This window comes from Streptomyces sp. NPDC020422, from assembly GCF_044386705.1.
Classification (GTDB): domain Bacteria; phylum Actinomycetota; class Actinomycetes; order Streptomycetales; family Streptomycetaceae; genus Streptomyces.
Window position 1 is genome coordinate 40,235 of the sequence record NZ_JBIRVJ010000004.1, and the last position, 11,914, is coordinate 52,148.

Genomic DNA, 11,914 nt, shown 5'->3' on the forward strand with positions numbered 1-11,914 from the left:
AAGGGCATGAGCTGGCACGTTGCTGCCTGGCACATTCAGGACTGGCGGATCCGCGAGGCCCCGACCGTTTATCGCGTAGCTTTACTCCGCGAGGATCCGCGAGGAACTCTGCCATTCTTTCGAGAGGAAGTCCGACCGGATCAGCATTTTCGGCACGCCGCCGTCCGAATCTTCCCGCAGGGACCGGAAAACTGGGCGAATGCCGTTCCCGTGAGGAGTCGCATGTCTTTCCGTATAAACCCCGGAACCAAGGGAAGGGCCCGCTCATGACACCCGCACCACCGTGGCGGCACCCGGCGCCCGCGCCGGTCCTGCCCCCCGCCCTCGCACCCGGTGACGTGGTCGCCGTCGTCTCCCCCGCCGCGGGCGCGGCCGGCAGCTACCCCGCACGCCTGGAGCGCGGACTGCAGGCCCTGCGGGACGTCGGTCTGCGCCCCCGGCTCGCCAAGAACGCGCTCGCCACCGGCCGTTGGACCGCCGGCACGGTCGAGCAGCGGGTCGCGGACCTCCACGAGGCATTCGCCGACGACGAGGTCCGCGGGGTGCTGTGCGCGATCGGCGGCAGCCTCAGCGCGCAGCTCCTCCCGGAGCTCGACTACGAGCTCATCGCCGCGCACCCCAAGGTCTTCTGCGGCTACTCGGACATCTCGACGCTGCACACCGCGATCCGCGCCCGGACCGGCCTCGTCACCTTCTACGGGCCGTCGATCATGGCGGAGTGGGCGGAGTACCCGGCGCCGCTGCGGGAGACGGCGGAGCACTTCCTGAAGGTCACCGGCACCGCCGCACCCGCCGGGCCCGTGCCGCGGCCCGAGCGGATCGTCCGGGAGGGCGCGGACTGGGGCGGCCCCGGCCGGGTCCGCCGCGCCGATCCCGTACCGCCGGTCGAGGTGCTGCGCCCCGGCCGGGTCTCGGGCACCCTCACCGGCGGCTGTCTGCCGGTGCTGCGGCGCCTGGTCGGCACTCCGTGGCAGCCCGACTTCACCGACGGCATCGTCCTGCTGGAGACCCCGCAGGCGCCGTACTCCATGGTGAACGCGGCCGAGGACCTGCTGACGATGCGGCTCGCCGGGATGTTCGAGGGGGTACGCGCGGTCGTGTTCGGCTGGCCCTACACCGACGAGCAGATACCCGAACTGGGGCACGCGGTCACCGAGATGCTGGCCAGCCACGACTTCCCCGTCGTCATCGGCTTCCCCTCCGGCCACACGAGCCCCATGGTGACCCTGCCCCTGGGCGTACGGGCCACCCTCGACGGCACGACGTTCTCCCTCGACGCCCCGGCCGTCGTGGCGCGCCCCGCGGGCGGTGCCGGATGGTGACCCTGCCGAAGCCCGCCGAGGGCCACGCGGCGATCGAGGCCGTCCCCGGTGCCGCCGTCGACGTCGTCGAGGCCTTCCGGGACGCGAGCCTGGCCGCCGGCTACAAGGAGCGGCAACGCCGGCCCGTGGTCTCCCGCCACGACCCGTCCGTGCGCTACACCAACTCCACGATCAGCGTGCTGAAGCCACTGCTCGCCGGCGGGGTGCGCGAGCGCGCCTTCCTGGTCCAGCCCGCCCTGCGGCTGCGCAACCTCGATCACGTCCGGCGCACCGGTGCGATGTCCCCGTTCGGGTGCTCCTTCATGTCCTTCGGCGCGCTCGGCCCCACCGGCGACGCCCCCCGGCTCTCCGCGCTCGCCCGGGACCTCCTGGTCGACGGGCTCGGCCTCGCCCCCGGCGACGTACGCCTGCGGGTCCTGGCCGAGGACCGGGACCTGATCGAGGCGGGGATCGAGGCGGGCCTCGCCGTCGCCCCCGAGCGCTCCCCCGAGGGCTTCCGGCACGTCTTCGGCATGCCCGGCGTCACCGGCCGCAACGCCAACATCGCCCTGCGCGGCCCGCGCGGCTGGGCCGACGTCGCCAACGTCATCGTGATCGAGGAGTCCGGACAGCCGATCGGGGTCGAGCTCGCCTTCGGCGTCAACATGGTCCTCGTCCAGGCCATGAGCCTGGCCCACCCCGTCCTGGCCGGACCGGCCACGGCCGCCGTCCGGCACGGTGTGAGCGACCTGACCGCCCTGGACGCGCTGTCCTCGGCCACCGTGCTGGCCATGGAGGGCCTGCGCCCGGTCGCCCGGGGCCGCGGCCAGAACTACCGCGCCCTGCTGCGCCTGCTCGGCGAGCGCATCGCCGGCCCGGCCGAGCGGTGGCAGCCCGCCGCCGAAGCGGTCGCGGCGGCCGAGGAGCGGCTGCGCCGGCACGCCAGCCCGCCCGGCGAGGACGTCGTCGAGCTCTCCCCCGGTGAGACGGCCGCCAAGTTGTTGGCAGACTGGCGCCAGGCCGGCTGAGGCCCCGGCACCTCGGACACCCCCACACCAGACCCCTTGCTCGACCGACTCGGAAAACAGGCGATTCGATCACCATGAACAACGGCCAGACACCGCTGACCATGCAGGAAGCCATCCTCACCCTGCAGAAGTACTGGAGCGACAACGGGTGCATGATCACGCAGCCGTTGAACACGGAGGTGGGAGCCGGTACGGCCAACCCGTCCACGGCGCTGCGGGTGATCGGCCCCGAGCCGTGGAGCGTCGCCTACGTGGAGCCGAGCGTCCGCCCGGACGACTCGCGCTACGGCGAGAACCCCAACCGGCTCCAGACCCACACCCAGTTCCAGGTGATCCTCAAGCCCGACCCGGGCAACCCGCAGGAGCTCTACCTGGGCAGCCTCCAGGCCCTCGGCATCGACCTCGACGCGCACGACGTGCGGTTCGTCGAGGACAACTGGGCCTCCCCGGCCCTCGGCGCCTGGGGCCTCGGCTGGGAGGTCTGGCTGGACGGCATGGAGATCACCCAGTTCACCTACTTCCAGCAGGTCGGCGGCGTCACCCTGGCCCCGGTCTCCGTGGAGATCACCTACGGCCTCGAGCGCATCCTGATGAACCTCCAGGGCGTCGACCACTTCAAGGACATCGCCTACGCGCCGGGCATCACCTACGGCGAGGTCTTCGGGCAGAGCGAGTACGAGTGGAGCCGCCACTACCTCGACGACGCCGACGTGGACACCCACCGCAGGCTCTTCGAGGAGTACGCCTCCGAGGCCCGGCGCATGCTCGACCTGGAGCTGCCCATCCCGGCGTACACCTACGTCCTCAAGTGCAGCCACACCTTCAACGTGCTCGACGCGCGCGGCGCGCTCAGCACCACCGAGCGCGCCAAGGCGTTCTCCCTGATGCGCGGGCTCACCCACGAGTCGGCCAAGCTCTGGGGCCAGCGCCGCGCCGCCCTCGAACACCCCCTCGGCACGGCCGCCGTCCCGGCCCCCGCCGTGCGCGCCGAACTGCCGAACGTGCCCGGCACCGAGCGACTGCTCTTCGAGATCGGCGTCGAGGAACTCCCGTACGCCGACGTGGTCGCCACCACCGACGCCGTACGCGAGGCGGTCACGGCCAAGCTGTCCGCCACCCGCCTGGCGCACGGCCCGGTCACCGCGATGGCCACCCCCCGCCGCATCGTCGTCACGGTCGAGGCCGTCGAGCCGCGCGAGCCGGACACCGTCCGGACCGTGCGCGGCCCCAAGACCGCCGCCGCCTACCGGGACGGCGCCGCCACCCCCGCCCTGCTCGGCTTCGCCCGCAGCCAGGGCGTCGACCCCGCCGACCTGCAGGTCCTGGACGTCGACGGCGTCGACTACATCGCGCTCACCCGCGAGGCGCCCGGCCGCACGGCGGTCGAGGTGCTCAGCGAGCTGCTGGCCGAGGTCGTCGCCGAGCTGCGCGCCGGCCGCAACATGCGCTGGAACGACCCGACCCTGTCCTTCTCCCGGCCGGTCCGCTGGCTGCTCGCCCTGCTCGGCAACACCCCGCTGCCGGTGGCCGTCTCCTCGCTCGCCTCGGGCACCACCACCCGGGTCCACCGCACGGCCGCCGAGCCGGTGGTCCCGGTGGCGTCCGCCGAGGGCTACGCCCACTTCCTCAAGATGCACAACATCCTGCTGGACCGCGACGAGCGCCGTGCCGCGGTCGTCCGCGGCGCCCACGAGGCGGCGGCCGAGGTCGGGGGCCGTGTCGACGTGGCCGGCGAGGCCGGTCTGATCGACGAGATCACCGACATCGTCGAGTACCCGCGCCCGGTCCGCGGCTCCTTCGACGAGTCCTACCTCGACCTGCCGTCGGGCATCCTCACCACCGTGATGCGCAAGCACCAGCGCTACCTGCCGGTGCTCGACGCCGACGGGCGCCTCCTGCCGCACTTCCTCACCTTCGCCAACGGCACCTGCGACGACGACGTGGTGCGGGCCGGGAACGAGGCGGTGCTCCGGGCGCGTTACGAGGACGCGGCCTTCTTCTGGCGCGCCGACCTGAAGGTCGCCCCCGAGGAGTTCCGCGGCCGGCTCGACAAGCTCACCTTCGAGGAGCGGCTCGGCACCGTCGCCGACCGCGCCGACCGCATCGCCGCCCTCGCCGCCGAACTCGCCGGCCGGACGAGCCTGGCGCCGGAGACCCTCGCCACCGTGCGCCGCGCCGGCGAACTGGCCAAGTTCGATCTGGCCTCGCAGATGGTCGTCGAGTTCTCCAGCCTCGCCGGAGTGATGGCCGAGGAGTACGCGCTCCGCGCCGGCGAGTCCGCCGAGGTCGCGCGCGCCCTCGCCGAGATGGAGCTGCCCCGCTCCTCCGGCGGCGCGCTCCCCGCCACCGACGCGGGCGTCCTGCTCTCCCTCGCCGACCGCTTCGACCTGGTCACCGGCATGTTCGTCATCGGCGCCGCGCCGACCGGCAGCTCCGACCCGTACGGTGTGCGCCGGGCCGCCATCGGCCTGCTCAACGTCCTGCGGAGCGCCCCCGCGGTGGCCGGCCTGCGGGTCCGCGACGGCCTGCGCGCCGCCGCCGACCGCTACGCCGCCCAGGGCGTCGAGGTGCCCGCCGAGCGGCTCGCGGAGGCCGCCGAGCTCATCACCCGCCGCTACGAGCAGCAGCTCACCGACGCGGGCCACGAGCACCGCCTCGTCCAGGCCGTCCTGCCCTGGGCCGACCGCCCGGCCCACGGCGACCGCACCCTGGCCGCCCTGGAACGCCACCTCGGCACCGAGGGCTTCGACGCCCTCACCACCGCCCTCCAGCGGGTGCTGCGCATCCTGCCGAAGACGCCGGCGGCCGAGCCCGCCGACCGCTCCCTCCTGACCGCCCCGGCCGAACTCCGCCTCGCCGAGGCCACCGCGGCCGCCCGCGCCTCCCTGACGGGCCGCGAGGACGACCTGGACGCCCTCGTGGCCGTCTCCGCCCCGCTGGTCCCGGCGATCGACACCTTCTTCGAAGAGGTCCTCGTCATGGACCCCGACCCGGCGATCCGCGCCGCCCGCCTCGCCCTCCTGGACGACGTCGCGGCCCTCGCGCGCACGACCCTCAACTGGAGCGCCCTGTAAGCCCGTGAACGGCTCGTGAAACGCGGAAGCGCCCCGTCCGGTCGAACCGGGCGGGGCGCTTCTTTCGGTAGGCCGTGTGGGACTCGAACCCACAACCAATGGATTAAAAGTCCACTGCTCTGCCAATTGAGCTAACGGCCCGTGGACAAGCACACCCGAGCAGCATAGCCGGAGACCCACCCGAAACGGATCGGGTATCGGCCCCGGCACACCGGCCGCCGGACGACGGAAAGGGCCCGCACCCGCACCGAAGTGCGGAGGCGGGCCCTTTCACGGCCTTACGGAAGGTCAGCCGTTGCGCTTCCAGCGCGGCTTGTCGTCACGGCGGAAGCCGCCGCCGGAGGGGCGGTGGTCGTCGCGGCGGAAGCCGCCGCCCGACGGGCGGTGGTCGTCACGGCGGAAGCCGCTGGAGGGGCGGTCGTCACGACGGTCGCGGTTGAACGGACGGTCGCTGCCACGGTGGCCGCCGGAGGGGCGGTCGTCGCGGCGGAAGCCGCCACGGTCGTTGTCACGGTCGCGGTTGAACGACGGACGGTCGTTGTCCCGACGGAAACCACCCGACGGGCGGTCGTTGTCGCGACGGAAGCCACCACGGTCGCCACCGCGGTCGTTGTCACGGCGGAAGCCGCCACGGTCGTTGTCACGGTCGCGGTTGAACGACGGACGGTCGTTGTCCCGACGGAAACCACCCGACGGACGGTCGTTGTCGCGACGGAAGCCACCACGGTCGTTGTCACGGTCGCGGTTGAACGACGGACGGTCGTTGTCCCGACGGAAACCACCCGACGGACGGTCGTTGTCCCGACGGAAGCCACCACGGTCGCCACCGCGGTCGTTGTCACGGCGGAAGCCACCGCGGTCGCCGCCGCGGTCGTTGTCGCGACGGAAGCCGCCACGGTCACCGCGGTCGTTGTCGCGGCGGAAGCCGCCACGGTCGTTGTCACGGCGCTCGAAGCCACCGCGGTCGTCACGGCGGTCGAAGTCGCGGCGCTCCTCGCGCACGGGCTCCGCGGCCACGGCGGCGACGGCCTCGGCGAGCTCGGCCTCGGCGGCCTCGGTCACCTCGGCGACCGCGGCCTCCGGGTCCTCGCCGCGCTCACGGGCGGCGCGGGCCACCAGGCGGTCGGCCTCCTCGCGGAGCTCGACGGCGCGGCGCTGCAGGCGCTCCAGCTGCTTGGTCAGGTCGGCGACCTCGCGCTCGGCCTGCTTGGCCGAGTTGTTCGCGGAGTCGGCCTGGACCTCGGTCAGCGAACGGGCGCCGGTGATCTCGGCGACCTCGGGGTCGAAGGCGCCGGCCCCGCCGACGATGTGGCGCGAGGCGTCGACGCCCGCGTCCTCCATCAGGCGGAAGATCTGGCGGCGCTGGTGCGGCAGGGCCAGGGAGACCACGACGCCCGAGCGGCCGGCACGGGCGGTGCGGCCCGAGCGGTGCAGGTAGTCCTTGTGGTCGCCGGCCGGGTCCACGTTGAGGACCAGGTCGATGCCGTCGACGTGGATGCCGCGCGCGGCGACGTCGGTGGCGACGAGGACGTTGACGTACCCGTCCTTGAAGTCGGCCAGGGTGCGGGTGCGCGCGCCCTGGGTCATGCCGCCGTGCAGCGCGTCGGCCTTCACGCCCGACTCGCGCAGCTGCTCGGCGACGCGGTCGGCGCCCAGCTGGGTGCGGACGAAGATGATGGTGCGGCCCTTGCGGGCGGCGATGGCGGCGGTGACCGGCGCCTTGTCCTTCGGCTTCACGACCAGGACGTGGTGGGTCATGGTGGTGACGGCGCCGGCGGACGGGTCGACCTCGTGGGTGACCGGGTTCACCAGGTAGCGCTTGACCAGGCTGTCGATCTCGTTCTCCAGCGTGGCGGAGAAGAGCAGACGCTGGCCGCCGACCGGGACCTGGTCGAGGAGCTCGGTGACCTCGGGCAGGAAGCCCAGGTCGGCCATCTGGTCGGCCTCGTCGAGGACGGCGACCTGGACCTGCTCCAGCGAGCAGGCGCCGCGGTTGATGATGTCGCGCAGTCGGCCCGGGGTGGCGACGAGGATGTCGACGCCGCGCTCGAGCGCGTAGATCTGGTTGCCCATGGACGTACCGCCGCAGACGACCTTCATCCGGAGGCCGAGCACGTCGCCGTAGGGCTGGAGGGCGTCCGCGACCTGCATCGCGAGCTCACGGGTCGGGGTGAGGATGACGCCGCGGGGCTTCTTCTTCTCGGTGTGGCCGTCCGCCAGGGTGGCGAGCAGCGGCAGACCGAAGGAGAGGGTCTTGCCGGAGCCGGTGCGGCCGCGGCCGAGGATGTCCTTGCCGGCCAGGGCGTCCGGGATGGTCGCGGCCTGGATCGGGAAGGGGGTGGTCACGCCGTTCTGGGCGAGCTTGCGCACGACGCCCTCGGGGAGACCCAGGTCACCGAAGGTGATCTCGGGGGTCTCGTCGGCGGGGGTCTCGTCGGCGGGGGTCTCGTCGGCCTCGACGGTGCCGTCGGCCTCGACGGTCTCGACGACGTCCTCGGCCGCTACGGCCTCGGCGACGATCTCGTCGTTCTCGTTCTCGGGCAGGACGGCGTGATCAGAACTGAAAATGGACATGCGAAATGCGAAACCTTCCGGAGTCTCGGCACGCGCCCGTCAACTCCGTGTTTCGCACTACGGACCGCCTCAATGCGGTCAGCCACGGCAAGGGAGAGTACGCGCCAGTCGCGGCGCTCTTCGGTCGTGGCGCCGGGCAAATGGGATCAAACGATCTACCACCATACGCACTCCCCCCCGTCCAAGGCAAACCGGCCTGCGTCACATCGGCCTGGCCTGCGGTGATGCCTCCGGCTCGGTGGGTCCGCCGGGCCCCTCCGCGGCCCGCATGGCACCCATATGGGTGTCGGCCCCGGGGGTGGTCGAGGGGGTCTCGCTCACCGTCGGCTCGGCCGTCGGCTCCGGCGGGGGCGTGGTCGGGTCCTGGGTCGGCGTGGGCTGCGGCGGATCGACCGGCGGCGTGGTCTCGCCACCGGGCGCCCCCGAGTCGCCCCCCGTGCTCGCGGCGGGGCCGCCCGTCCCGCCGGGCGGCTGCGTGGGCTTCGACGCCCCGCCCGCTCCACCCGCGCCACCCGCGCCGACGCCGCCGGCCGACTTGGCCGGGGCCGTGGCGGAGCCGCTCGGCACCGGCGACTCCTTGCCCGAGCCGTCGGCGTCGGGACCGCTCCTGGCCGTGCGGTCGAACCCTCCCCCGCCGTGCCCGCCGGACAGGCCGCCGTCCTCCGCGGAACCGGCCGCCTCGCCGCGCTTCCCGGCGGAGCTGCTGGGGGCCGGCTTGGCGCCGTCGTCGCTGACACTCATACAGCCGCTCAGGCCCGCACAGGCGGCGACCGCGAACGCGGTGGCGGCCCAGCGCACAGGGGTGGGCAAATGGCGCACGGAGGCACCTCCAGGACATGACAGGCAGGATCGGAACGCTGATCGGTCTGATCGAACGCGTTGCCCTGCCCAACTCCCTTGGCGCCGCATGGGACACGCCCCAGACGCGGCCGGCCCGGCCCGGACGGCTCAGCCGTAGCCCAGCGCGTGCAGCCGTTCGTCGTCGATGCCGAAGTGATGGGCGATCTCGTGGACCACGGTGATCTCCGTCTCCGCGACCACGTCCTCCCGGGACTCGCACATCCGCAGGGTCGGCCCCCGGTAGACGGTGATCCGGTCCGGGAGCACGCCGGCGTACCACTCGCCCCGGTCGGTCAGCGGAGTCCCCTCGTAGAGCCCGAGGAGTTCGGGATCGTCGGGCGACGGCTCGTCCTCCACGAACACGGCGACGTTGTCCATCAGCCGGGTGAGCTCCGGCGGGATCCGGTCCAGGGCTTCGGCGACGAGCTCCTCGAACTCCTCGCGCGTCATCTCCAGCACGCGCCCATTCTCCCTCCGGTGGAAACCGTTTTGGCGATACCGGCCGGCATCCCATATGCTTCTCACGTCCCCGACGCGCTGGAAAGCGCCCAGGTGGGCCCTTAGCCCTCATCGTCTAGTGGCCCAGGACGCCGCCCTTTCAAGGCGGTAGCACGGGTTCGAATCCCGTTGGGGGCACGCACAACCCTGTGCGAGACTTGTCTCGCACACCATATGGTCCTGTGGAGCAGTTGGTTAGCTCGCCACCCTGTCAAGGTGGAGGTCGCGGGTTCAAGTCCCGTCAGGATCGCTGAGGCTGGAAACAGCCTCGTCCCCAGGCTCTTCGAGCAGGGGGATGCCCCAGGCTGGGTAGCTCAGTTGGTACGAGCGATCGCCTGAAAAGCGATAGGTCGCCGGTTCGACCCCGGCCCCAGCCACAAAGAGAAGGCTCCGTTCGAGAGAACGGGGCCTTCTTCGTGCTGTCCCCGCCAAGGGGGTACGGGGAGGAGGACGGCGCCCTCCTCCCCGTACCGTCACGCCTCCTCGCGCCGCCTCCCCCGCCACGCCCGCACCGCGAGCCCCGCCGCCGCCGCGGCCGGCACCGCGACGAGCAGCGCCCAGTCCGGGACCGTGCGGCCCAGCGTCGCCACCCGCTCCTCCACCGCGAAGGAGTCGTCCACGGACAGCAGCCCCGGCAGCGCGGTGGTCCCGTCGAAGACCAGGAAGAGCGTCCCGAGGGCGATGAAGAACAGGCCCGAGAGCAGCGAGGTCGAGTGCAGTTCGAGCCGCCCGAGCCGGATCGGCCGGCCGCGCAGCCAACGCCGCCGCCCCAGGTCGTAGCGGTCCCAGAGCAGCGCGAGCACGAAGAGCGGGACCGCCATGCCGAGCGCGTACACCGCGAGGAGCAGTCCCCCGTAGGCCGGACTGCCGCCGAGCGCCGCCACGGTCAGGACGCTGCCCAGGATCGGGCCCGCGCAGAACCCGGCGAGGCCGTAGACCAGGCCCAGGGCGTAGACCGAGAACGCCGTCGTGGGGCGGATCCGGCCGCTCGCCTCGCTCATCCGGCGGGACGCGAAGCCCAGACCGAGGATCTGCAGCACCCCGAGGGCCACGATCAGCCAGCCGCCCACGGCCACCAGCAGGTCCCGGTGGCCGTAGAAGAGGCGCCCGGCGAAGGAGCCGGCCGCGCCCAGCGGGACGAGGGTGGTGGCCAGACCCGCGTAGAAGACGCCGGTCCGGGCGACCAGCCTGGCCCGGCCGTCCACGGAGTAGGCGAAGAAGGCCGGGAGCAGCAGGGCGCTGCAGGGGCTGAGCAGGGCGAGCAGACCGCCGAGGAAGGCCGCGAAGTAGCCGATGCCGGAGGTCACGCCTTCGGCCCCGGCTTCTTGGCCGCCGCCGCCCTGGCCGCCGCGTCGATGGCCTCCGTGAACGCCTCCATCGGCTGGGCGCCCGCGATCGGACGCCCGTTGACGAGGAAGGAGGGGGTGGAGGTGGCGCCGAGCGAGTAGCCCTGCTCCTGGTCCTTGCTCACCGCCGCCCGGGCGGCGGCGCTGTCCGTGTCACGGGTGAAGCGCGCGAGGTCCGGGACCCCGGCCTCCTGGGCGAGGGCGGCGAGGCGTTCCTTGCCGAAGCCCTTCTCCTTGGCGCCCTGCGCGTACGCGGCCTTGTGGAACTGCCAGAACCGGCCCTGCTGCCCGGCCGCCCAGGAGGCGCGGGCCGCCGCCTCCGACTCCTCGCCGAAGATCGGGAAGTTCCGCCACTCGATGCGCAGGGTGCCGGCGTCGACGTAGCGCTTCACCAGCGCGGGCTCGGTGTCCCGGGCGAACTTGCCGCAGTAGCCGCACTTGAAGTCGGCGTACTCGATCAGGACGACCGGCGCGTCGGCCCGGCCGAGGGCCAGCCCGTCGGCGGCGTCCCGGCGGGCGTACGCCTCCAGCTCCGGGTAGACCCCGGCGGACGGGTCGGCCGAGACCTCGGCGGCGGCACCGGAGGAGGCGGAGGGCGAGGACGGCTTGGTGGTGGCGTACGAGGCGACGCCGAGCAGCGTGGCGGCGAGCACGACACCGCCGATGATCATGATCGGCTTGGACTTGGACGGGGGCGTGGACGTCGACTTGGGCCGGGACGGGCTGTGGGACTTGGACGTGGACATGCTGAAGCGCTCCTGGGGTGGAGAAAGAGGACGGGGGGCGAGGAGTGGCGCCCGCCGTCTAGACCCTCAGGATCGACAGCTCCACCGGCGAGGGCGGCACCAGCGCGGGCGGCTCCCGGCCCCTGGTCGCCTCGGCCGGGCCCTCGTCCGCGGCCAGGCTCGCACAGCCGTCCCGGGCCTGCACGAGCGCGGGCAGCAGCTCCCCGAAGCCGTGCGCCCGCGGGGGCACGACGGGGCCCGCGGCCCCCTCGTCGGCCGGGTGGCCCTGCCCGCAGCCGGGGGTGACGGCCCCCGCGACGGCCGGTCCCGGCGCGGCCGGGGGCGTCGCGGCCCCGCGGACCGCGAGGCCGAGCACCAGACCCGCCAGCGCGGCGAACACCACGAGGGCGCGCGCGGTGCGGGCGGCGGGGGACATGCGGAAACCTTTCGGGACGGTGCTGGCCGGTGTGCCCGAAATATTACGGGGGCCGCCCGTGCCGCCCTCGTAAATCGGTTCGCCGCTTCTCC

General features: G+C 73.1%; 9 protein-coding genes and 4 tRNA genes. 6 read left to right on the top strand and 7 right to left on the bottom strand.

Annotated elements, in window-relative coordinates:
• Positions 1 to 266 precede the first annotated feature (266 nt).
• The 3 genes from ACH414_RS10915 to ACH414_RS10925 all read left to right on the top strand — a co-directional run bounded on the left by ACH414_RS10915 (position 267) and on the right by ACH414_RS10925 (position 5,403).
• Positions 267 to 1,322, top strand: coding sequence for an LD-carboxypeptidase (locus ACH414_RS10915; protein ID WP_398941545.1), 1,056 nt, complete (start codon positions 267 to 269; stop codon positions 1,320 to 1,322).
• A complete protein-coding gene (locus ACH414_RS10920) occupies positions 1,316 to 2,329 on the top strand; it encodes a hypothetical protein (protein WP_398941546.1) in 1,014 nt (337 codons plus the stop codon). Before ACH414_RS10915 ends, ACH414_RS10920 begins: the two co-directional genes overlap by 7 nt.
• Positions 2,330 to 2,403: 74 nt before the next feature.
• Positions 2,404 to 5,403: a glycine--tRNA ligase gene (locus tag ACH414_RS10925; protein WP_398941547.1), complete on the top strand. Its 3,000-nt coding sequence runs from the start codon at positions 2,404 to 2,406 to the stop codon at positions 5,401 to 5,403.
• Between the two features lie 68 nt (positions 5,404 to 5,471).
• Here ACH414_RS10925 and ACH414_RS10930 read toward each other — a convergent pair.
• The 4 genes from ACH414_RS10930 to ACH414_RS10945 all read right to left on the bottom strand — a co-directional run bounded on the left by ACH414_RS10930 (position 5,472) and on the right by ACH414_RS10945 (position 9,276).
• Positions 5,472 to 5,544 (bottom strand) — tRNA-Lys (locus ACH414_RS10930).
• Between the two features lie 147 nt (positions 5,545 to 5,691).
• Positions 5,692 to 7,977, bottom strand: coding sequence for a DEAD/DEAH box helicase (locus tag ACH414_RS10935; protein ID WP_398941548.1), 2,286 nt, complete (start codon positions 7,975 to 7,977; stop codon positions 5,692 to 5,694).
• 201 nt (positions 7,978 to 8,178) lie between these two features.
• On the bottom strand, positions 8,179 to 8,796 hold the full coding sequence (locus ACH414_RS10940; protein ID WP_398941549.1) for a hypothetical protein: 618 nt from the start codon (positions 8,794 to 8,796) through the stop codon (positions 8,179 to 8,181).
• Between the two features lie 129 nt (positions 8,797 to 8,925).
• The gene (locus ACH414_RS10945) at positions 8,926 to 9,276 is read right to left on the bottom strand and encodes a metallopeptidase family protein (RefSeq protein ID WP_365762440.1); all 351 of its coding nucleotides are present in this window, start codon (positions 9,274 to 9,276) and stop codon (positions 8,926 to 8,928) included.
• A gap of 104 nt (positions 9,277 to 9,380) precedes the next feature.
• Between ACH414_RS10945 and ACH414_RS10950 the strand changes: the two genes are divergently transcribed.
• The 3 genes from ACH414_RS10950 (at position 9,381) to ACH414_RS10960 (ending at position 9,692) form a co-directional block, all read left to right on the top strand.
• A tRNA-Glu gene (locus tag ACH414_RS10950) sits at positions 9,381 to 9,453 on the top strand.
• Between the two features lie 38 nt (positions 9,454 to 9,491).
• Positions 9,492 to 9,565, top strand: a tRNA-Asp gene (locus tag ACH414_RS10955).
• Positions 9,566 to 9,618: 53 nt separating this feature from the next.
• Positions 9,619 to 9,692 (top strand) — tRNA-Phe (locus ACH414_RS10960).
• 96 nt (positions 9,693 to 9,788) lie between these two features.
• On the opposite strand, the gene ACH414_RS10965 is transcribed toward ACH414_RS10960, so the two are convergent.
• Genes ACH414_RS10965 through ACH414_RS10975 form a run of 3 tightly spaced genes read right to left on the bottom strand, consistent with a single transcriptional unit; the run spans position 9,789 to position 11,822 of the window.
• On the bottom strand, positions 9,789 to 10,622 hold the full coding sequence (locus ACH414_RS10965; RefSeq protein ID WP_398941550.1) for a cytochrome c biogenesis CcdA family protein: 834 nt from the start codon (positions 10,620 to 10,622) through the stop codon (positions 9,789 to 9,791).
• Entirely contained in the window at positions 10,619 to 11,407 is a 789-nt protein-coding gene (locus ACH414_RS10970) for a DsbA family protein (RefSeq protein WP_398941551.1), read from the bottom strand. The genes ACH414_RS10965 and ACH414_RS10970 overlap by 4 nt, the downstream gene beginning before the upstream one ends.
• Positions 11,408 to 11,465: 58 nt before the next feature.
• A complete protein-coding gene (locus ACH414_RS10975) occupies positions 11,466 to 11,822 on the bottom strand; it encodes a hypothetical protein (RefSeq protein WP_398941552.1) in 357 nt (118 codons plus the stop codon).
• Positions 11,823 to 11,914: the final 92 nt, after the last annotated feature.

Excerpts from the sequence above, each read along its gene's own strand:
- ACH414_RS10915 (WP_398941545.1), top strand. The coding sequence starts at position 267 with ATGACACCCGCACCACCGTGGCGGCACCCGGCGCCCGCGCCGGTCCTG.
- ACH414_RS10920 (WP_398941546.1), top strand. The coding sequence starts at position 1,316 with ATGGTGACCCTGCCGAAGCCCGCCGAGGGCCACGCGGCGATCGAGGCC.
- ACH414_RS10925 (WP_398941547.1), top strand. The coding sequence starts at position 2,404 with ATGAACAACGGCCAGACACCGCTGACCATGCAGGAAGCCATCCTCACC.
- ACH414_RS10935 (WP_398941548.1), bottom strand. The coding sequence starts at position 7,977 with ATGTCCATTTTCAGTTCTGATCACGCCGTCCTGCCCGAGAACGAGAAC.
- ACH414_RS10970 (WP_398941551.1), bottom strand. The coding sequence starts at position 11,407 with ATGTCCACGTCCAAGTCCCACAGCCCGTCCCGGCCCAAGTCGACGTCC.
- ACH414_RS10975 (WP_398941552.1), bottom strand. The coding sequence starts at position 11,822 with ATGTCCCCCGCCGCCCGCACCGCGCGCGCCCTCGTGGTGTTCGCCGCG.